Origin of the sequence: Azospirillum sp. B4 (genome assembly GCF_000333275.1) — a bacterium.
GTDB lineage: Bacteria > Pseudomonadota > Alphaproteobacteria > Azospirillales > Azospirillaceae > Nitrospirillum.
The window spans coordinates 1-21,460 of sequence record NZ_BACU01000653.1 but is presented as its reverse complement, the minus strand read 5'-3'; the positions used below and the strand labels follow the sequence as shown (position 1 = coordinate 21,460).

Annotated in this window: 17 protein-coding genes; 2 read left to right on the top strand and 15 right to left on the bottom strand. The window is 67.6% G+C overall.

The window, feature by feature from the left end:
- The coding region (locus I55_RS29700) for a tetratricopeptide repeat protein (protein WP_044564331.1) at nt 1–262 on the top strand (262 nt) is incomplete at its 5' end.
- Here I55_RS29700 and I55_RS29695 read toward each other — a convergent pair.
- From I55_RS29695 to I55_RS29630, 14 genes are all read right to left on the bottom strand, one after another.
- The gene (locus tag I55_RS29695) at nt 259–2,196 is read right to left on the bottom strand and encodes a tetratricopeptide repeat protein (RefSeq protein ID WP_049974632.1); all 1,938 of its coding nucleotides are present in this window, start codon (nt 2,194–2,196) and stop codon (nt 259–261) included. The two genes, I55_RS29700 and I55_RS29695, sit on opposite strands and share 4 nt — an antisense overlap.
- A gap of 136 nt (nt 2,197–2,332) precedes the next feature.
- Nucleotides 2,333–3,355 (bottom strand): aldose epimerase family protein, encoded by a 1,023-nt coding sequence (locus tag I55_RS29690; RefSeq protein WP_044564330.1) that lies wholly within the window; start codon nt 3,353–3,355, stop codon nt 2,333–2,335.
- The gene (xylE, locus tag I55_RS29685) at nt 3,352–4,812 is read right to left on the bottom strand and encodes a D-xylose transporter XylE (protein WP_044564329.1); all 1,461 of its coding nucleotides are present in this window, start codon (nt 4,810–4,812) and stop codon (nt 3,352–3,354) included. The genes I55_RS29690 and xylE overlap by 4 nt, the downstream gene beginning before the upstream one ends.
- 142 nt (nt 4,813–4,954) lie before the next feature.
- Nucleotides 4,955–6,733 carry an IlvD/Edd family dehydratase gene (locus I55_RS29680; RefSeq protein ID WP_044564328.1) on the bottom strand — a complete coding sequence of 593 codons (1,779 nt, stop codon included), beginning with the start codon at nt 6,731–6,733 and terminating at the stop codon, nt 4,955–4,957.
- Complete coding sequence (locus tag I55_RS29675; RefSeq protein ID WP_199902767.1) at nt 6,726–7,595, bottom strand: SMP-30/gluconolactonase/LRE family protein; 870 nt, start codon at nt 7,593–7,595, stop codon at nt 6,726–6,728. The genes I55_RS29680 and I55_RS29675 overlap by 8 nt, the downstream gene beginning before the upstream one ends.
- Before the next feature lie 10 nt (nt 7,596–7,605).
- A complete protein-coding gene (locus tag I55_RS29670; protein ID WP_044564326.1) occupies nt 7,606–8,364 on the bottom strand; it encodes an SDR family NAD(P)-dependent oxidoreductase in 759 nt (252 codons plus the stop codon).
- A 52-nt stretch (nt 8,365–8,416) separates the two neighbouring features.
- Complete coding sequence (locus tag I55_RS29665; protein WP_044564325.1) at nt 8,417–9,598, bottom strand: fumarylacetoacetate hydrolase family protein; 1,182 nt, start codon at nt 9,596–9,598, stop codon at nt 8,417–8,419.
- Nucleotides 9,599–9,736: 138 nt separating this feature from the next.
- Entirely contained in the window at nt 9,737–10,522 is a 786-nt protein-coding gene (locus tag I55_RS29660; RefSeq protein WP_044564324.1) for an anti-sigma factor, read from the bottom strand.
- Entirely contained in the window at nt 10,519–11,067 is a 549-nt protein-coding gene (locus I55_RS29655; RefSeq protein WP_044564323.1) for a sigma-70 family RNA polymerase sigma factor, read from the bottom strand. Before I55_RS29655 ends, I55_RS29660 begins: the two co-directional genes overlap by 4 nt.
- 12 nt (nt 11,068–11,079) lie before the next feature.
- Nucleotides 11,080–11,412, bottom strand: a complete 333-nt coding sequence (locus I55_RS29650; RefSeq protein WP_044564322.1) for a cupredoxin family copper-binding protein — start codon at nt 11,410–11,412, stop codon at nt 11,080–11,082.
- An 11-nt stretch (nt 11,413–11,423) separates the two neighbouring features.
- Nucleotides 11,424–12,389, bottom strand: a complete 966-nt coding sequence (locus tag I55_RS29645) for a metallophosphoesterase (protein WP_044564321.1) — start codon at nt 12,387–12,389, stop codon at nt 11,424–11,426.
- An 80-nt stretch (nt 12,390–12,469) separates the two neighbouring features.
- Nucleotides 12,470–13,519 carry a LacI family DNA-binding transcriptional regulator gene (locus tag I55_RS29640; protein ID WP_044564320.1) on the bottom strand — a complete coding sequence of 350 codons (1,050 nt, stop codon included), beginning with the start codon at nt 13,517–13,519 and terminating at the stop codon, nt 12,470–12,472.
- Nucleotides 13,520–13,812: 293 nt separating this feature from the next.
- On the bottom strand, nt 13,813–16,731 hold the full coding sequence (locus I55_RS29635; protein ID WP_252181368.1) for a TIM-barrel domain-containing protein: 2,919 nt from the start codon (nt 16,729–16,731) through the stop codon (nt 13,813–13,815).
- 80 nt (nt 16,732–16,811) lie between these two features.
- A complete protein-coding gene (locus I55_RS29630; protein WP_083901528.1) occupies nt 16,812–18,458 on the bottom strand; it encodes a DUF5597 domain-containing protein in 1,647 nt (548 codons plus the stop codon).
- Nucleotides 18,459–18,753: 295 nt separating this feature from the next.
- Here I55_RS29630 and I55_RS29625 point away from each other — a divergent pair, with 295 nt between their 5' ends.
- On the top strand, nt 18,754–19,287 hold the full coding sequence (locus tag I55_RS29625) for an isochorismatase family protein (protein WP_083901527.1): 534 nt from the start codon (nt 18,754–18,756) through the stop codon (nt 19,285–19,287).
- A 48-nt stretch (nt 19,288–19,335) separates the two neighbouring features.
- Here the strand turns inward: I55_RS29625 and I55_RS29620 are convergent.
- Nucleotides 19,336–21,460: TonB-dependent receptor (locus tag I55_RS29620; protein ID WP_044564318.1), on the bottom strand; the 2,125-nt coding region annotated here is incomplete at its 5' end.

The window sequence follows — 21,460 nt, the reverse complement described above, 5'->3', positions numbered from 1 at the left end:
GGGCCAGGCGCGGGGCGACACCCTGCACCTGCTGGGCCTGCTGCTGCACCAGGCCGGCCGGCCGGATGAGGCTGAACCGCTGCTGCGCGAAACGGTGGCGACGGAACCGGGATTCTTTGAGGCGTGGAACAGCCTGGGGGCCGTCCTGCTGACCCTGGGCCGGCGGGATGAGGCGGCGGCGGCCTGGCGCACGGCCCTGCGCCTCAATCCCAGCTACGACAAGGCGGCCGCCAACCTGGGCCGCCTGGCTAAGATGCCTTAACCTGACTGCTCCGCCGCCAGCAGGGACGCCACGCGGCGCGGCAGGTCGGCGTACGCCTCGCCCGCCAGCGGCGTCAGCAGGCGCTGCGCCGCATACCAGGGGCGGATGGGCGTGCCCAGCGTGGTCCAATCGCGGCCGGGGGCCAGGCGCCAGGTGGGCGTGCCCACCGCCGCCGCCATTTCCGCCACCGCCGTCGGCGCGCTGACCACCAAGTCCAGCCCCGCGGACAGGGCGGCCAGCCCCTCCAGGTCGTTGACCAGGTCCAGGTCATCCCAAGCATGGATCGTCCAGCCCAGCCGGTCGAGCGCCGACCGCTCCTCCGCATCCACGCCCGCTTGCAGGCCCACCCACTGAATGCCCGCGACCTGGGCCAGCGGCGCCAGATTGGCCACCGACAGGTAGGAGCCGCGCCGGTCCCGCGTCAACAGCCGGCTGCGCCAGCACAAGCCCACCCGCACACCCGGTGGCAACGCCGCCAGACGCGCGGCCCAGGTCTCCACCCGCGCCGGATCGGGGGCCAGGGGCAGGCCGGTGTGGAGGAAGCCCGACAGGCGGGTGCGCAACAGGCTGGCGACACCGCCCAGTGGCCGATGCATGTCGGCCCCGGCATCGCCCGCCGTTTCCACCCGCACCTCCAGGTTCGGCAGGTCGGCGAAGGCGCGGGCGAACAGGCCGTGCAGGCGGTCGGTGCATTCGAAAAGGAAGCGCATGCGGGCATGGCGCCGGGCCAGGTGCGCCAAGGCGGTGGCGAACATGATCTCATCGCCGATGCCCTGCTCCCGCCAGATCAGCACCGTGCGGTTGGGAATCTCGGTCCCCTGCCACAGCGGGATGTCCAGGCGGCGGCCGTGGCGGGCCAGGTCGCCGCTGAAGCGGGCGTCATAGTCCGGCCATCCCTGGGCCAGGCGCCCCTGCTCCAGCCGTAGCACCCCCCGGCTGAACCGGGCGGCGGCCAACTTGCCCGTCTCCACCGCCTCCGTCAGCAGCGCCTCCCGTTCCGCCGGGGTGGCGAAGCTGGCCAGCGCGTGGGACAGGTTGGTGGCGGCGGCAAGGTGGCTGGGACGCAGGCGCAACGCCTCCCGGAAAGCGGTCACGGCCTCCCGCGGCCGTTCCAACGCCACCAGGCTGTTGCCCAGGTTGAAGTGATGGTCGGCGTTGTCCGGCGCCGCCGCGACTGCCTGGCGCTGCCAATCCACGGCCACGGCCACGTCGCCGGCCCCCAGGGCGGCCGAGCCCAGGGCCGACAGCACATCCGGCTGTCCGGGCGCCAGGCGCAGGGCGTGGGTCAAGGCGGTGGTGGCGTCCCGCCAGCGTTCGGCCTGCAGCAGCAGGGCGCCCAGGTTGTGGTGCGCCTCCACCAGCGCGGGGTTCAAACGGATGGCCGCCACCAGGCTGGCCATCGCCTCCGCCTTGCGGTCCAGGTCGATCAGGACGGCGCCCAGGTTCAGGTGGGCCACGGCGTGGCGGGGATCGTCGGCCAGGGCGCGGCGATGACAGGCCTCCGCCTCGGCCGGCCGGCCCAGCGCGCGCAAAACGGCGCCCAGGTTGGTGGCGGCGTCGGCGGAGCGGGGATGGGCCGTCAGCGCCCGCTCATAGACCGCCTTGGCCTCCTCCAGCGCGCCCGCCGCCTGCAGGGCGTTGGCATGGTGGACCAGATAGGCCAGGTTGCGCTTGTCCTGCGCCAGGGCCTCGGCCGTCAGGCGCACGGCCTCCGCCGCCGGCCCGCCGCGCTGCTGCACCAGCACGCCCAGGAAGGACAGGCTGTCGGCATGCCGGGGCTGACGGGCCAGGACGGCGCGGTAACCGCGCTCCGCCTCCTCCAGCCGGCCGGCATTGTGGGCTTCCACCGCAGTGGCGAATTCCCTGGCGAGCTGGGCACTTGGCTGGGCACGGCTGGTGCCGGGCGGCGGACGGAACGGCGGGGCCTTGGCCATGGGAACCCGTGAAAGAGAAGGCTGCCGCCAGGGATAGCACCCCGGCCCGGCCCGAACCAGGGGCGCCCCAGAGGTGCCCATGAAAAAGGGCGCCCACCCGGCGGATGGACGCCCATTTCTCAAAAACCCGGGCTGCTCACCAACTGAGGCTGAAGCGCATCATCCGGCTGTACCGCTCGCCCGCCTTCAGCATGGCGCTGGGGAACGCCGGTTGGTTGGGCGCGTCGGGGAAGGCCTGCGGCTCCAGACAGATGCCGCTGCCCAGGTCCGGATATTGGGAGGACAGCCCCTGACCACCGTAGAATTGCACCGACGGCTGGTCGGTGTAGAGACGCAGGCTGACGCCGCTGTCGGGGGACGACAGCGTGGCGGCCCAGTCCGCCGGCTCTTCCGCCACCGCCTCGCCATCCAGGACGAAACAATGGTCGTAGCCGCCGGCCTGGAAGATCTGAGGATGGTTGTGGCGCGGGGTCACCAGGCGCGGCCGGCGGAAGTCAAAGGCCGTGCCAGCCACATCCTCCAGCGCGCCGGTGGGGATCAATCCCGGCCCGACGGGCAGGAAGTGCCGGGAACGCAGACGCAGCATCTGCCGGTCCGCCGCCACCTGCGGATCGCCCGCCAGGTTGAAATAGGGATGCCAGGTCAGGCTGACCGGCGTGTCCGCGTCCCCTATGGCGATGAAGCGCAGGCTCAGGTCGCCGCCGCTGATGGTGATCTCCGCCGTCACCTCCAGGGTGCCGGGGAAGCCGTTCTCGCCCTCCGGGGAGGTCAGTCCCAGTACCAGACGGGAGTCCGCGCCCCCCTGAAAGTCCTGCACCCGCCAGACCCGGCGGCCGTAGGCGCGGGGACCGCCATGCAGTTGGTTGACGCCCTCATTGGGCACCAGGTCCACCGTCCGCCCCTGATGGGTGTAACGGGCGTTGGCGATGCGGTTGCCATACCGGCCCACCAGGCAGCCGAGATAGGCGGGATCGGCCTCATAGGCGGCCACGTCGGGCAGGCCCAGAACCAGGTTGCGCCGGCCCTTGGGCCCAGGCACCGTCAATTGCCGCAGGGTGCCGCCGAAGGTCAGCACCTCCGCCTGCAAGCCGTCCGCCGGCCCGAGCGTCACCGCCCGGACCGGCGCACCATCCATGGTCGTCCCGAAGGATCGGATCATGACCGCGCGGTCTCCACATGCACGCCGCCGTCCAGCGGCTTATGGGTCCACAGCTCCTGGATGGCCTCCAGGCTGCGGCCCTTGGTTTCAGGCACCAGCCGCCAGACGAACAGGGCGGACAGGAAGCTGAAGGCACCATACACCCAATAGGCGAAACCGTGGTTGAAGGCGGCATTCAGGGCCGAATTGCCATCCATCACCTTGAAGGACCAGGAGACCAGCAGGTTGGCGATCCACTGGGCGGCGACGGCGATGCCCAGCGCCTTGCCCTTGATGGCGTTGGGGAACATCTCGGCCAGCAGCACCCACACCACCGGGCCCCAGGAGAAGGCGAAGCCGGCGACGTAGGCCAGCATGGCCAGCAGCGCGCCCAGGCCCAGCTGGTTGCTGGCGAACAGGCAACCCAGCACCACCATGGACACGCCCATGACGGCACCGCCAGCGATCAGCAGCGGCTTGCGGCCCAGGCGGTCCACCGTGAAGGTGGCGACCAGGGTGAAGCCCACGTTGGCGATGCCGACGATGACCGTCTGCCACAGGGCGCTGTCGTTGCTCATGCCCATGTTCTTGAACATCTGCGGCGCATAATACAGCACGGCGTTGATGCCCACGAACTGCTGGAAGACCGACAGCAGGATGCCGACGAACACCACCAGGCCACCAAAGGCGAACAGGCGCTCGTTGGTGACGACCAGGCTCTCCTCGATCTCCACCAGCGTGACCTTGGGATCGGTGGCGCCGCCCAGGCGCTTCAGGACGGCCAGGGCCTCGCTGTCACGGCGGCGCATGACCAGGTAGCGCGGGGTATCCGGGGCGAACAGCAGCAGCACGGCGAACAGCAGCGCCGGCAGGCCTTCCGAGGCGAACATCCAGCGCCAGCCGACGCTGTGCAGCCAGGTCTCGTCACCCAGGCCGGCAATGGCCCAGTTCACGAAATAGACGCCGACGATGCCGCCGACGATGGCGATCTGGTTGAAGGAGATCAGGCGGCCGCGCGACTCGGCCGGCGCGATCTCCGCGATGTACAGCGGGGACACCAGCGAGGCGATGCCCACGCCAACGCCGCCGATGATGCGGTAGATGTTGAAGGGGGTCAGCGCGTCCGGCCCCATGGCGCCGATGGTGCCCAGGCCGAATTCCGGCACGGCGGAGCCCAGCGAGCAGATGAGGAACAGCAGGGCCGCCAGGATCAGCGTCGGCTTGCGTCCGAAGCGGTCCGCCAGCTTGCCCGCCACCAGACCGCCGACGATGCAACCTGCCAGCGCGCTGGAGACGGTCAGGCCCATCAGGCTGTCGTGCGCCGTTTCCGCCAGGTTCAGCGGCTTGATGAAATTGACGTCGATGCTGTCCATCGCGCCGGAGATGACGGCGGTATCGTAACCGAACAACAGACCGCCCAAGGTGGCGATCAGTGTCAGGCCTGTCGTGAGCGACAGGACGCCTTGCTTGCTGCCCATTCGTTCCTCCCCAGGCGGATCGGTACGGACCCGCCGATTAAACGCGGGCGCCCCCATCCTCACTGGGACAGGGGCGCCCCTTTTACATCAAATCATCGCCAGCGCCACCGCCCCACATCCAGGCAGCCCGCGCCGGCATCCATCAATGGTTATGCCGCGGCGGGTGGGCCACGACGCCCCGGTACTTCAGGGCCGGTTCCATGCAACCACCACTGTCCAGCTGCCCCACCGTCTGGCGGTACATCTCCTGCCAGGGGGTGCGGCTGGGTGGGGTGGCCGGGATGCCGTCGGCCTTGCGCCGCTGGATCTCGGCATCGTCCACCAGCATGTCGCAAGTGCCCTGGTTCAGGTCGATGCGGATGGTGTCGCCCGTGCGCAACCAGGCCAGCCCGCCGCCCACGGCGCTTTCCGGGGAGGCGTTCAGGATGGACGGGCTGTCGGACGTGCCGGACTGGCGGCCGTCGCCGATGGTGGGCAGGCTGGTGATGCCGGCCTTCAGCAGGGCGTCGGGCGGCTGCATGTTCACCACCTCGGCCGAGCCGGGGAAGCCCATGGGGCCGGCGCCGCGCACCACCAGGATGCAGCGTTCGTCGATGTTCAGCGCGGGGTCGTTGATGCGGTCGTGATAGTCGTCCGGCCCGTCGAAGACGATGGCCCGGCCCTGGTACACGCCCTCGCTGCCCGGTTCACTGAGATACCGCTGGCGGAACTCTTCCGAGATCACGCTGGTCTTCATGATGGCGAAGTCGAACAGGTTGCCCTTCAGCACCAGGAAGCCCGCACGCTCCTTCAACGGCGCGCCGTAGGGCGTGATCATCTCGCGATCAGGGCTTTCCCGGCCCTCCAGGTTTTGGCCGATGGGGCGGCCGGTGACGGACATGGCCGTATCGAACAGCTGGCCCGCCTGCTGCAACTCCCACATCACGGCCGGCACGCCGCCGGCGCGGTGGAAGCGTTCGCCCAGGTACTTGCCGGCCGGCTGCATGTTGACCAGCAGCGGCACGTCATAGCCATGGATGCGCCAATCGTCGGCCGTCAGCTCCACGCCGGCATGGCGGGCCATGGCGTTGATGTGCGGCTGCGCGTTGCTGGACCCGCCGAGCGCGCCCACCAGCTTGATGGCGTTCAGGAAGCTTTCGCGCGACAGGATCTTGGATGGCCGCAGGTCCTCATAGGCCATGTCGACGATGCGGCGGCCCGTCTCATACGCCATCTGCCCGCGTTCGCGATACGGGGCGGGAATGGCGGAGCAGCCGGTCAGCGACAGACCCAGGCCCTCGGCCACGGCGTTCATGGTGCTGGCCGTGCCCATGGTGTTGCAGTGACCGGCCGACGGCGCGGACGAGGCCGCGGCCTCCAGGAACTCCTCCTCATCGATCAGGCCGGCGGCCAGCTTGCGGCGGCTGCGCCAGATGACGGTGCCCGAGCCGACCAGATCGCCCTCGTGCCAACCATCCAGCATGGGGCCGCCGGACAGGACGATGGCCGGGATGTCGACCGTGCTGGCGGCCATGATGCCGGCGGGCGTGGTCTTGTCGCAGCCGGTGGTCAGCACCACGGCGTCGATGGGATAGCCGTACAGGATCTCCACCAGGCCCATGTAAGCCAAATTCCGGTCCATGGCCGCCGTCGGGCGACGGCAGTTCTCGAAGATGGGATGAACCGGGAATTCCATGGGAATGCCACCAGCGTCGCGAATACCGTCGCGGACGCGCTTGGCCAATTCCAGGTGAATACGATTGCAGGGGGAGATGTCGCTGCCGGTCTGGGCGATGCCGATGATGGGCTTGCCGGAGCGCAGCTCCTGCGGCGTGATGCCGTAGTTCATGAAGCGCTCAAGATAAAGCGCGGTCATGTCGATCCGGTCCGGCGCGTCAAACCAGTCGCGGGAACGGAACCTGATGTTCGCACGATCAACCATACGCGATCTCCGCCGGGGGCAGGCCCGGCACGGTGGCCCTGAAGTGGAACAGCCCGCCCGCCAGCGGCTGGGCGGCGCGGTCCTCGTCGCTCAGGCCCTTGGCGGCGGTGGTGGCATAGAGATCCAAGCGGTCGTCGCCGCCGAAGGCAAGCTTGGTGATGTTGGCGCAGGGGAAACGCACCACCTGCAGCAACTCACCCGCGGGCGAATAGCGCCGCGCGGCCCAGCCGGCGAACAGCCCCACCCACAGGCATCCCTCCGCATCCACCATCGTTCCATCGGGCCAACCGGCGCCGTCTTCGATGGTGATCAGCAGCCGGGCGCCGGTCAGGGCCCCCTGGGCCGACAGGTCATAGGCGGTGATGGTCTTGGCCAGCGTATCGGTGTGATAGAAGGTGCGTCCGTCCGGGCTGGTGCACGGGCCGTTGGTGATGACGATGCCATCCACGTGCCGGCGCAAGGCACCGTTCCAGGAATAGAGGGCGCCGGTGGGCCCCTCTTCCGCATCGTCCATGGAGCCAAACCACAGCCGACCCTGGCCGTCGACGAAGCCGTCGTTCAGCCGGTTGCCCGGCCGGTCCCATTCAACCGCCACCAGCGGCTCGAACACACCCGTTACACTATCGAAACGAGCGAGCTTGCCCGGCAGGCCCACCACGAGGCCGCCACCGACGTGCGGCAGGGCGAAGCCCGGCTGGTCGGGCGCGTCGAAGGTATCGGTCGTGCCATCTTCGGGCCGGAAGCGGTGGATGTGCCGCTTTTTGATGTCCACGAACCACAGGGCCTTGTCGCGGAGGGACCAGACCGGCCCCTCCCCCAAGGTGGCGCCCAAGGGCCATATGCAGCGCGGCTCCACAGTCACCGGACGATCCTCAGCGCCAGCCGGCGTCGACGAAGTATTCGTGGCTGGTGCACATGCGGCCATCGTCGGAGGCCAGGAACAGCACCATGGCGGCCACGTGCGGCGGATCCACGCGTTCCTTCAGGCATTGCTGCGACAGGATGCGGGCCTCTTCCTCGGGGTTGTGCCACAGGCGCATCTGACGCTCCGTGCGCACCCCGCCGGGCACCACGCAGGTGACGCGAATGTTGTGCTCCCCCAGGTCGCGGGCCAGTGAACGGGTCAGCCCCTCGATGCCCGCCTTGGCGGTCTGGTACATCAGCAGTTCCGGCAAGGCCACGTGCCAGGAGATGGAGCCGAAATTGATGATGGCGCCGCTGCGCTGTGCCTTCATCCCGCCGACGACGGCCTGGGACGCGAAGAACATGTGCCGCAGGTTCACCGCCATGCGGTTGTCCCAGTATTCCGGCGTGATCTGCTCAATCGTGTGGCGGTCGTCGTTGGCGGCGTTGTTCACCAGCACGTCGACGGGACCGGCGTTCTGGATTTCCGCCAACGTGGCCTTCAGCTGGTCCAGGTTGGTCAGGTCGCACTTGTAGAACTTGGGCGCGATGTCGGCGCCGGCCAGCGCCTGTTCCAGTGCACGGGAATCGGCCTCGGCGATGTCCAGGAAGGAGACCGCGGCCCCCTGGCGGACGAAGGCCTCGGTGATGGCGGCGCCGATGCCGGAGCCGCCTCCGGTAACGACAACCCGCTTGCCCCGCAGGCTGGGATATATGGCGTGCGTCATGGTGTGTTTCAGGCCCAAGAGAATTGGTTCGGATGGGGGACGCCCGGCGGCGTCACCCGTTCAGCAGGCCCCGGCGGGCCAGGTTGCGCATCAGGTCGGTCAGGCCGAAGGTCCACGGCGCCGCCTCATGACAGGGCACCACCTTGTTGACCAGGGTGCCCAGGCGCGGACTGGACACGCGGACGATGTCACCCGTCTTATGGGTGAAGCCTCGGCCCGGCGCGTCACGGTCCTCCACCGGCGCGAACAGCGTGCCCAGGAACAGGGCGAAGCCGTCCGGATACTGATGGTTCTTGTTCAGCGTCTGCCCCACCAGGTCCAGGGGATCGCGGCTGATCTCCGACATGGTGCTCTTGCCGTCCAGGACGAATCCGTCCTCGCCGGTCACATTCAGATGCACCACGGCCTCACGGACATGGTCCATGGTGAACTTGTCATCGAACAGGCGGACGAAGGGGCCGATGGCGCAGGATGCGTTGTTGTCCTTGGCCTTGGACAGCAGCAGGGCGCTGCGGCCTTCGAAGTCGCGCAGGTTCACGTCGTTGCCCAGGGTGGCGCCGCGCGCCCGGCCCTGGCCGTCGCACAGGATCACCACCTCGGGCTCCGGGTTGTTCCAGTGGCTGTCGGCGCGCACGCCGATCTCCACGCCCCAGCCCATGGCGGACAGGGTCGGGCCCTTGGTGAAGACCTCGGCATCCGGGCCGATGGCCACCTCAAGGTATTGCGACCACAGGCCATCGGCGATCAGCGCCTCCTTCAAGCGGGCGGCGTTGTCGGAACCGGGCTTCACCAGGCGCAGGTCGGTGCCGACGCGGGACGACAGGGCCTGGCGGATTTCCAGGGCCTTGCCGGCGTCACCGCGCGCCCGCTCCTCGATCACGCGCTCCAGCGCCGATACGGCGAAGGTCACGCCGGCGGCCTTGATGCACTGCAGGTCGATGGGGGTCAGCAGCTTGGCGCCTGTGGTGCCGCCGGACCAGGTGGGGTTCAGCCCCCAGTCGGCCACCCGGCCGATGGACTTGCCCTGTGGAATTTCACCAGGCGCCAGGCGGTTCATCAGATCGGACACCGTGGGCGCGATGCCCGACAGGTCGAAAATCTCACCGTTGCGGATCAGGATGGGCGTCGGCCCCTCGCCCGCGTCAATACGGCCCAGCAAAACCGCGTCGGCGCTGTCCTCGGGAAAAATGCTGTCATGCGCAGTCTGCACCGGCGTGTCGACCGGGTACCCCATCTCTCGAACTCCTCCCAAGGTGCGTTATCGCCAGGCGGCCCTTGTTAACGCTAACATTAGAGGCCAGGAAGAAGCGCTGTCAAGGCGACGTTACCATACCAGTCCGGAATTCCACGCTGGGCGCACGAAGCTTTCGCCCTAGGGTTTACTGGGATTCTGGGCCGAGACCGCCTGGGTCAGCGCTGTGGCGAAGGCGTGCATCTCCTCCTCCCCCACGTCGCTGACCGCCCAATAGGTCATGCCCCCTGTCCGCCAGTGCATAAGGATGTAGCCGTCACGGTCCTGGAAGTCCGGTTGCCGGGGACCGTCGCCCGGCCAGACATAGAGATTCAGGACGTGGGCGCCGTGGCGGTAGACCAGGGCCGCCACCGGCCGGCCGGCCATGTAATCCAGGCGCCCCCCCTGAAGCGGAAAGCCCGCCGCCGCCAGTTCCAGCGCAGGCGGGGAGTAGTCCAGCTTGCCGGCGAACCAGGGCTTCACCGTGTGGTGGTCGCTGGTCGGCACGTCCAGCAGGTGCTGGGCCTGGAGGGAGCGGACATGGCCGGCCACCAGCTCGCCCTCCAGCTTCCCGTCCTCGCCGAACGGCGCCACCATCAGCAGCAGGCTGGCTGCCACGGCCAACCCCACGCCGGCGCCGCCCCAGCGGCGCAACCGGGACGACCCGCGCCCGGCCATGGGTGGGACGGTGCGCGGGGGATCGACCGCGCCGATATCCGCCAGGATGCGGGCGCGCAGGGCCGCCGGCGCCTTGGGACGAAGGCCGGGGTCGGCCAGCGCGGCGCGCAACGCCCTCATTTCCGCCCAAACCTCGGCGCAGGCCGGACAGGCGGCGATGTGCGCCTCCAGCTCTCGGGCATGGGCGGCGTCCAGTTCGTTGTCCAGCAGGCCATGCAGCAGGTCCGCCTTGTCCGGGCATGCCGTCATCGTTTCTCTCCAAACTCTCGGCGGCGCCAGGCGGCGGCCAGCAAGTCACGCGCGCGGGCCAGCCGCGACATGACGGTACCGACCGGTGCCCCGGTCACGGCGGCGATATCGCGATACGACATCTCCTCCATCTCCCGCAGCAGCAGGGTTTCGCGGAAGGCGGGCGGCAGCCCCTCGATCAGGGCACGCAGGTCGGCCGCGTCCTCCTGCGCCGCCAGCCAGTCCTCGGGCGTCGGGGCATCGGCATCGGGGACGTCGGCCCCCTGCCCCGGCAGCGACTCCAGCGCCTGTTCCGCCCGGTCGCGGCGGGCGGCCGCCCAGCTGCGGACGTTGTTGCGCACGATGGTCAGCAGCCAAGCCCGGGCGTCGCCGCCGCGAAAGCCGTCGAAGGCGCGATGGGCGCGCAGGAAGGCATCCTGGACGATGTCCTCCGCCGCCACCGCGTCGCGCGTCATGTAACGCGCCAGGCCATAGGCGGCGTCGAGGTGGATCAGCACCTGGTCCTGGAAGCGGCGGGTCCTGTCCGCCGTCTCATCACCCCTCAAGGCGCCCGCCTCCTACCGCCCCGCAGCCTGTCCGCCGCCGCCGTCGACAATGACACGGCCCGTCATGTGCGGATGCAGGGAGCAAAAATACTCGATCGTGCCCGGCCCCGCCACGGTGCGGCTGTAGCGCTCCTCCGTATCCAGCACCTTGGACCTGAAGGATTTGTCCGTGGCGGCGACGGCGTGCGGAATGTCGTCGGCATTCACCCACACCACAGTGGTGCCTGGCGCCACGTGCACCTCCGCCGGGCTGAAGGTGAAGTTGTCGATGCGGATCTCCACGGTCTCCGCCCGCGCGACGGGGACGAAGGCGCAGATCAGCAGGGCGGCGAGACGGCGTTTCATGACTTCCCCCTTCACGCCAGCGTGGCATCGACGACGGCCAGCGGACCGGACTTGGGGCGGTAGCTGACGGTGGTGACGCCCAGGGCGCCGCGCAGCTTGTCGGCCGGCAGCTTCATCGGCCCCGGCGAGGGCGCGCTGCCCGGGGCCGGCTGGGGAAAGGCGGTGGAACGGGCGGTGTGGAAGGCGACGTTCCCCTCCACCTTTTGCAGGATCTGGTGGATGTGGCCGTTCAGCACGGTGACGCTGCCGAAGCGCTTCAACAGGCCCAGCGCCCGCGCGCCGTCGTCGGTGCCCCAGCCCCAATCGGGATAGACCGTCCACAGCGGGATGTGGGCGAAGACCACCACCGGCGCGCTGTCGGCCACGGCGCGCAGGTCATCCGCCAGCCAGGCCAGCTGATCCTCACCCAGGTTGCCCAGGCCCCCGGCCTTCAGGTTCAGCACGTTGACCAGGGCAATGAAATGGACGCCGCCGTGGTCGAAACTGTACCAGCCCGCGCCCAGGGCCTTGCCGTTGGGGCCCTTGCCATAGCGCGCCAGATAGGCGGCACCCATGCCGTCGTCCAGCACGTCATGCTCACCCGGCACGAAGAAGATGGGCAGGCCCAGTTCCTTCAGCGCCTGGTCGGCGGCGTCAAACTGCTCGTCCCGCGACAGGTGGCTGATGTCGCCGGTATGGATGACGAAGGCGGGCTGGTTGGGCAGGCCGCGGATGCCGGCCACCGCCTCCCGCAGCGTCGCCAGCGCGTCCGGATTGGCGGGCTTGTCGAAGCCGACATGGCTGTCGCTGATCTGGGCGAAGGTCAGGCCCGTGGCCGGGACCGGGACCGGAACCGGGGCCGCCTGGGCGCCGCCCACCAGCCCGGTAGTGAAGGGCACGCCGCCCGCCATTGTCCACGCCAGGCCGGTACCAGCCCAGGCCATGCATTTCAGCGCCCGCCTGCGCCCGTGGTCGATCTCTGAAGTCTGCTTGGGCATGCCGCCGCTCCCCTGGAAAAAGTGGTTCCAGGGGGCAAGACCGGGCGAAGCGGCGGCTTATTCCCGGCGCTAGAAAAAAATCAGGCGGCGCCGGGGGCGGCGGTCGACTCACGCTCAACCAGCGTATGGCGCAGCAGCTGCTGCGCCGGGGCGCCACCGCCGCCACGGCGGCGCTTCACCTCATCCAGCAGCATGCTGACGGCGGCCCGGCCCATGGCGGCGATGGGCTGGCGGATGGTGGTCAGGGCCGGCCAGATGGTGCCGGCGATCAGCGTGTCGTCGAAGCCGGCGATGGACAGGTCCACCGGCACGTTCAGACCCAGGCGGTGGGCGGTGGCCAGCACGGCGGCGGCCATGTCGTCGTTGGCGGCGAAGATGGCGGTGGGTCGGTTCTTCAAGGCCAGCAGCTTGTCCGCCGCCGCCAGGCCGGACCGGTAGTTGAAGTAACCCTGCTCCACCGGGGCCGCCTTCGGGTCCAGCCCCGCCTCGCCCAGCGCATCCAGGAAGCCGTGCAGGCGCTGGTCGCTGACCGTCTGGTTGGGATGGCCCTTGATGAAGCCGATGGTGCGGTGCCCCAGCGACAGCAGGTGCTGTGTCATGCGGTGGGCCGCCTTGTAATTATCGATGCGTACCGTGGCGACATCGGGCCCCGGCTGGCCGGCGGCCACGGCCACGGCGGCGACGCCGGACTTGGCGATTTCCGCCAGGATGCTCTTGGCCTCGCACAGCGGCGGCGGCAGGACGACGCCATCCACCCCGCTTTGCAGCAGCTTTTGCAGCGCCGCCTTCTCCGTCGCCGGGGTTACCCCGCACTTCTCCACCACCAGCTGGTGGCCGGTCTTGCTGCTTTCGTCCAGGGCGCCCAGCAGGAACTCGCTCAGGAAGGCGACACTGGGGTTGCTGTACAGCAGGCCGATGCGGAACGTCTCCGACCCCGCCAGGCGGCGGGCGGCCGGGTTGGGCGTGTATTTCAGTTCCTGAATGGCGGCCATCACGGCGGCGGACGTGGCGGGCGTGACGTTGTTCTCATTATTGATGACGCGGGATACCGTCATCGGGGAAACACCGGCGCGCGCCGCCACCTCACGAATGGTGACTCCTTGCGAACTCCGCCCACGCCGCTTTTCCATACGCTTCCTGCTCCGTTATCGGGCCCGCGCATACACTGCCGGTTTGCACCGGTGATAGCAGTACCATTGGGACTTACGCAATCGCCTGCTGACCCTGTTGTGTAAAAACCAATTGGCCACCGGCCGCGCCTGTATGTTTGTCAGCCCTTTACATGGCCCGCTCGGATTATTGCGGCGGCAATACACCGTCATCCCGGCCGCGACTTGGCCCCAGCCGCCGCTCACGAGTCGGCGGTCAGGCCCCGCCGCCCTGCCAAATCTGCAAAGCGGCGGGGGCCGGTCCCACTGATGACTTAAGCCTTCGGGCGCGTCACCGTCACCGCTTGGCCGGTATAGCGCACGGTCTGGTCCGGCTTGGCGGTGAAGTCGGCCGGTGCCTTGGACGACGCCCCGATAAAGCGGACGTTGATCACCCGGTCTTGCACCATGCCGGGGAAGCTACCGGCACGGTCGCCGATGGTCAGCGTGCCCGACGCCTGGTCCCAGGCCAGGGGAATGCGGCTGAACGCACCGTGCTCATAACCATAGGTCGTGCCCTCATCCTCATAGAGGTCAAAATGGCCGTCGGCCCCGGTGTAGACCACCACGGTCAGGGGCGCGTCCGGCTTCTCGCCCGTGTACTGGGTGACCGGCGCCGTCGGCACGATGGCTCCGGCGCGAACGAACAGCGGCATGCGCTTCAGCGGGGCGTCGGCGGCGATGCGCTGGCCACCGTCGTACAGGGTGCCCGTTTGAAAGTCGTACCATTGCGTGCCGGCGGGGAGGTACACGGCCCGGCTGCGGGCCTGGTAGTCCGTCACCGGCGCCACCAGGAAGGCATGGCCGAACAGGTATTCGTCGTTGATGGTCCACACGTCCCGGTCGGCCGGGAAATCCATCACCAGGCCGCGCATGATGGTCCCGTCGCGGTGATAAGTATCCGCCGCCAGGGTGTAGATGTAGGGCATCAGGCGGTAGCGCAGCTCATCATACCAGACCAGGCTGTCGTAAACCTCCGACCCCTTGGGTGCCAGATTGTAGATTTCGCGGTAGGGGAATTCCCCATGCGAGCGGAACAGGGGGGAGAAGGCGCCGAACTGGAACCAGCGCAGGTTCAGTTCCCGCCACTCCGCCACGTCGGCAGCCTTGGGATTCTTCACCGAATAGCGCTTCTCCAGCGCGAAACCGCCGATGTCGGTCGTCCAGTTGGGCACGCCGGACAGGGAGAAGTTGACGCCCGCCGAGATCTGGTTGCGCAGGTCGGTCCAGCGTGAGGCGACGTCGCCGCTCCAGCTGGCCGCCGCGTTGCGCTGCTGACCGGCGAAGCCGGAGCGGGTCAGGATGAAGGCACGCTTGTCGGGATTGGCGGCACGGTTACCTTCATACACCGCCTTGGTGTGCATCAGCGGGTAGGAATTGAAGAACGCCGCTGACGGCCCCATGGCCGTGGGTCCCATGCGGAGCATGCGTTCCGGGATGTCCAGGTTGGAGTGCGTGTCCGGTTCGGACGCGTCCAGCCACCAGGCGTCGATGCCCAGCGTGTTCAGGTTCTCATTGATCTGGCGCCAGTAGATTTGCCGCGCTTCCGCCGAATAGGGGTCATAGAAGGCGTTCTCATAGCCGTCCTTGCCCACCCAGTCGTGCTCATGCACCTCCACATTGCGGCGGTAGATGTGGCCCTTGGCGTCCAGCTCCTTATAGTTGGCGGTGGTGGGATAGAACTTGGGCCACACGGAAATCATGAAGTGCGCGTTCTGCGCGTGCAGGGTGTTCACCAATCCCTGGGGATCGGGGAAGCGGGTGGGGTCGAACTTGTGGCTGCCCCAGTCGTCCTCCCGCCAGTAGAACCAGTCCTCGACGATGTTATCCAGCGGCAGCTTGCGCTTGCGGAACTCCGCCACCGTGCCGGTCAGTTCCTCCGCCGTCTTGTAGCGCTGGCGGCTCTGCCACAGGCCGTAGGCCCAGCGCGGCATCATCACCGCCTTGCCCGTCAGCTGGCGATATCCCGCGATGACATCATCCATGTCCTTGCCCGCAACGACATAATAGTCGATGGCGCGCGCGACGTCGGAGGTCAGCGACAGTTCATGCCGCTCCCCATCGGGCAGTGGATCCTGGTGCATCAGGGAGATGAAGCCCCCTTCCGGCACCCATTCCACCTTCAGCGTCTGCGCCTTCCCGGCGCTCATGGGCAGGTCGAAGTTGTGGTACCAGGGATTCCAGTCCTGGCGCCAACGGTCCATGACCACCTTGCCGTCCAGCGTCACCTTGAAATAGCCGCTGGCATAGACCTGAAAGCGGTGGACGCCGTCCACCGGGGATTCGATGCTGCCTTCCCACACCACGGATTTGTCGCCGGTGCCACGCACCTTGGCGTTCGCGCGGGAACCGCCGACCTCCTCCGGCCAGGCGGCGAGGTCCTTGATGTACTGGTAGTTGATGTCGGCTTCGGTGCGGGTCAGCTTCAGCTTGCCGCCCTCGTAATAGCGGGCGGTCAAGCCGCCTGGCCGGCCATCGGCGTCGGTGAGCTTCAGTTCCTTGGACATCAGCGGATAATCGCGGGCGTCACCGAAACGGGTGATGCCGTTGTTGTCCCACAGCACGCCGTAATTGCGCGTCGACACCACGAAGGGGATGCCGATATCCATGTTGTGCTGGGCGAGTTCGACATCCTCGCCGTTGTAGTTCATCTGGGCGTTCTGGTGCTGGCCCAGGCCATAGAAGCCCTCGTCTGTGCCGCGGTTGAACTGCTGGCGCACCTGGAAGAAGCCGGCCTCGCCCGTGGGCAGGGTGGCGGGCTTGAAGCTGCCGCCATCTACCGCCGTCAGCAGGGGCTGCCCCTTCGCGTCGAAGACGTTGACGGCGCCGCTGGCCACAGTGACCTCGGCGCGCAGCTGGGCGGTGGTCAGCACCACCGCCCCACCCTGCTGCGCCACCGTAAAGCCGACGCCGGCGGGCTTCGCAACCGTCATCAGGCTGGCCGGCAGGTCCAGGCTGTCGCCCGGCACCGCCGTCACGCGGACGATGCGGTCGTTGATAACTTGCAGCCGCACCTTATGCACGGCGGCACCGGTGACGGTCACCACCACTCCATCGGCGGTCTGCTGATAGGCGGAGGCCGTGACGGCTTTCGCGACGGTGTCGGCGGACGGGACCTTGGAGGATTCGCAGGCGGCGAGCAGCAGGACAGGCGCCAGGGCAGCCGTCACCATCGCCCAGGAACGAACGTTCATGTCGTATCTCCTATCGGAGGGGATTCCCGAGGAAAGGCGGGCCCGGCGCCGGCCAGGCCCGTATCAGGCGTCAGGTGGCCTCAGAAGGTGGCGAAGCGCACCTTCAGGATCTGCGGCAGGGAGGTGAAGTTCAGGCCGTAGTCGGTCTGGTCGCCGTTCCACAGGCGGTCGAACACCCACTTGCCATTCTCAAAATGCCCCTCCTCCACACTGGCCATCATATAGCCGTTCTTGCCGGCCTTGACGGTCTGGGCGAAGTCCACGCGGGCGTGATATCCCGCCACCAGGTATTCGTTGGGCGCCAATTCAGCGATGACGACGCCGCCGCTGGGCTTGTCATTGCCGGTGGGCTTGGCATCGCCGAACTGGGGCAAGCCGTAGCTGACCGTGGCCTTGTAGGGCCCCAGGTCCAGGACATTGCTGTGGTCGGCCGTCGGTTCCGACGCGCCCCAGACCTTGCCCTTCAGGCTCAGGGCCGCCAGCTCGCGGTTCATCACGCCCAGCAGCTTGAAGTTCATGGTGAAGGGTTCCAACGTCTCCGCATCGATCTTGGTCGCCCCCAGCGGGTAATTCACGTAGCCGGTGTAGTCGATGCCGAAGGGCACGAAGCCGATGCCCTGGTGGCCCAGCGTCGCGAAGACATAGCGGGCATAGACGGCATCATTGCCCGTCTCCGCCACGAACAGGGCGTTGTCCGGCCGCTTATACTGTTCCAGCGTCTTGGTGTAGAATTCGTAACCCCGGTCATAGATGTCGGGACCGATGAAGTCGATGGTGGGGGCGGCGGACTTCCAGATGTCCAGCACGTTCCAGGTGGGTCCGCCGGCGGAGTAGGTGGCCGGATCCTGGTCCTTGAACGGATCGCGCAGGGCGGCGTTGACGTACATGGGTATGGGGTATTCGGCCTTGCCGGCCGCCGCCACCTGGTCCACGAAGCGGGCGGTGTAATAGGCGTGGAAGAACTCATCCGCGTCCTTGCCGAACACATCGGCCCAGGTACCGGGCTTCTTCTTCAGCGCCTTCACCAGATCGTCAGGCACCTTGCCGTCGAACACCTTCTGCGCCATGGGGGTGAAGTCACGGACGGCGCCGTAGGTGCCGGTCTCATTCTCCACCTGCACCATCAGCACCGTGTGCCGCTGGCCGTCCACCTGCTTCAGGTGGCGCATGAAGGCGACGAAGGCCTTTTTGTCGGCCTCCAGCGTGGCGGGGGCCAGCGGCGACAGGCTGCCGCGCACCACGCCCTTGGCGTTGACCACGCGGGGAAAGCGGTCGTTGTTCAACTTCACCCAGTCCGGCGCATAGGCCGGACCGTTGTTCTTCCAGGTGCCGAACCACAGCAGCACCAGGTGCTTGTCGTGCTCCCGCGCCTGGGCCAGCAGGGTGTCGAGGAAGCTGAAGTCGAACTGGCCTTCCTTGGGCTCGATCTGCTGCCAGGCTATGGGCATGAACAGGGTGTTGGCCTGCACCTGCTCCACCGCCGGCCACACCTGCGGCAGCACGGAGGGCCAGTTGCTGGAATTGTTGGCCTGGGCGCCCAGCACCAGATAGGGGGCGCCGTCCACCATCAAGGCGTAGCGCCCATCCTCGCGCACCAGGCGCGGCATTTCCGTGGCGTGGCCCTCGGCGGCGCGCCCCATCATCGGCGTCGCTCCGGCCAGCAGGGTGGCGGCCAGGGCCATGGAGCGGACGGCCTTCTTGAAGCTCTTGTCCAGAACGCTTGTCATCGGCAGGCCCTCCCAAGCCCATATCGTTATTCGGGGGGACCCGTATCGCGCCGTCCCCATTCACCCGCCGTCACCACATTTATATGATCATAACGGCATGGCGCGGGATCATACGCGCTGGCGGCACCAAATCAACCCGATATCTGGTACCGCTAACAAAGGTGCTGGCCCGCCCACCCATTACTTTCGGCCTAGACGTTCGCGCCCGCCCCAGGCGCGCCGCCGCTGTTGCCCCGTTCCCTGGCCCGGCCGCATAGTAGTCCCCGCCCCCTTTCCCTAGCCGAAAAGCCTAACCGTGCCCCGCCTCGACGCCAGCCGCAGCACAGTCGCGGTGATCGACCTCCAGACCCGGCTGATGCCGGCCATCCGCAATGGCGACGCCATCGTGGCCAACGCCCGCCGCCTGCTGACCGCCGCCGGCTTGCTGGGCGTCCCCGCCCTGTTCACGGAACAGAACCCGCGCGGGCTGGGCAACACCGTGCCGGAACTGGCGGCCGATCCGTCCACCGTGGTGGCGAAGATGACCTTCGACGCCACGCCCGCCCCCGGCCTGATGGAACGCCTGGGACCAGACCATGCCGTGGTCCTGGCGGGATGCGAAGCCCATGTCTGCGTGCTGCAGACGGCCCTGGGCCTGCAGGAGCACGGCCGGCAGGTTTATGTGGTGGAGGACGCGGTGGGCTCCCGCACGGCGGAGAGCAAGGCCGCGGCCCTGCGCCGGATGGAGCGCCACGGGGTGGAGATCATCACCACGGAGATGGCACTGTTCGAATGGCTGGGCAGCGCCGAACATCCCCGATTCCGCGAGGTCATCGCCCTGATCAAATGAAAGGGACGCCCCATCGGACGCCCCTTCCCTCACCGACGCCTGGCTGTCTCAGTAGGCGAAGCGGATGCCCAGCATGTAGCGCCGGTCGTTCACGAACCAGCTGCGTCCCTCGGCCTGGCTGCCCGTGCCCATGATGGTGTGGGTGACCTCATCCGTCAGGTTGGTGGCCTCGAACGACACGGTGAAGTGATCGTCCACCTTGTACTCGATGGATCCGTCCAGCTGACCGTAATCATCGTTGTAGACGGGCAAGGCGTAGGCGTACTGGATGCCGTGCGCCGTGATGGTGGTGCTGCCCGTTGTGCCGTTGGCGGTGGTGGCCAGCAGGTATTTGCTGCGCCAGTTGTAGGCCAGCCGCAGCGAATACGGTCCCTTCTCGTACATGCCGATCAGGTTGTAGCTGTAACGCGACATCCCATCCATGGGCAGGCCGGTGATGGCCTTGCCGTCCATGTCGTAGGCGATGTCGCTGGGCGCCTTGCTGTAGACGTAGGTGAAATTGGCCTGCAGGCCGAAGCCGTCGAAGGGGTGGGGCAGGAAGTCGAAGAACTTCTGGCCGCCGATCTCGAACCCCTTGGCGATGGCCAGCGAGCCGTTGAAGGGTTCGGTCACCTGGAAGGTCTGGGTGGTTGTCGTGCCATCCGGCATGGTGACGGCGTAGTTCTCAGCGAACACGCCGGTGGTGATGTAATTGTGCACGGCCTTGTAGAAAAGGGCCAGATGCGCCTCACTGCCATCATCACCGTACCATTCCAGCGAGGTGTCGGCCTGGTCCGACTTCTCCGCCTTCAGGTTGGGATTGCCACCATAGGCACCGGCCCAGCCGGTGATGTTGTTGGTGCTGTCGGTGACGGCCGACAGTTGGGTCCCGGGATTCATCTGGCTGAACGACGGACGGTTCAGCGCCTGGCCCAGGGCGATGCGCCAGTGGATCTGGGGGGTCAGCAGGAACTGAAGGTTCAGCGACGGCAGGGCCGCGAAGTCGGCGTTGCTGCCGTCCCGCTTTTCATAGCCGCCGCCCAGATAGCCGGTGCTGCCGTTCCAGACCACCTGCTGGCTGGGCAGGGCGACGTAGCCGTTGTAGCTGTTCTGCGTGTTGACCAGGCGCACGCCGATGCTGCCGCTCATGGGGGCGAACAGGTGGCTGTCGTCGGTGAACTTGGCCATCAGGTAGGCGCTCTCGTTCGTCTCCGTCTGGTTGTTGCGCTGATAGGGCTTGAAGGTGCTGGCGTTGACCGTGTTGCCGGTGATCTCCTTCTGCAGGCTGCTCAAGCAATCCGGATAGCATTCCACCATCGACAGCGAGGGGAAATAGAGCGCGCTGGGCAGCGTGGTCATCCCCCGGAAGAAGTTGGAGAAGTTGTTCAGCGTGACATAGCTGGCCGGGGTGGTGCTGGCGTAGGTGACGGCGCTGGCGCCGTTCCAATAGGGGGTCAACGCCGTCCAGTTGTAGCCGCTGTCGGCGTCCATCTCCGTCCGCCGGGTTACGCGCACGCCACCGGTCAGCGCCCGCAGGAAGCCCGTCTCGCTGACCCTGTAGTCCGCATCGGCGTTCCAGGCCAGTTCGCGGCCCACATGCTCCTCGCGATGGTCCATCGTCGCGTACCAGCCGTAATTGGACGCGTCGGTGGCGCTGGTGGTGGAGGTCGAGGTGATCTTCGGAATGCCGCTGCGGGTATCCAGCGAGAAGCCCGGAATGTAGGACCATAGGTACAGGTCATAGCGCGTGCTGGCGGCGTTGCTTTCCACGAACTGCAGGTCACTGCTGATCTTCAGGTCGTTGGTGGGGGTCCAGGTCATGCCGCCGGAATAGTCGGACGTGACCGAGTGCCCCCGCTGCAGAGCCGTGTCTGTCAGGGCCGCCATCGGGTTTTCGCCATAGGTCTGGTTGATGGCGTTCCAGTTATAGGCCCGCAGGTCGGACGTATAGACCAGGGCGCCGTTGCTGCCATAGATGTTGGTCGCATCCGCCGCCGGCAGCGCGTCCGCCCCGTTCTGCACGAAGGCGCCGTACTCCACCCATTGGTTGTCGTAGCGTGAGCGGAAGGCCCGGACGTGGAATTCCAGGTCGTTGTTCGGCTGCCATTGCAAGGCGCCGTACAGGCCAGTGCGCTTGCGGTCGAAGGTGGTGCTGCGCCAATCGGCACCGCCAGGGATGTAGACCTTCTCCCCA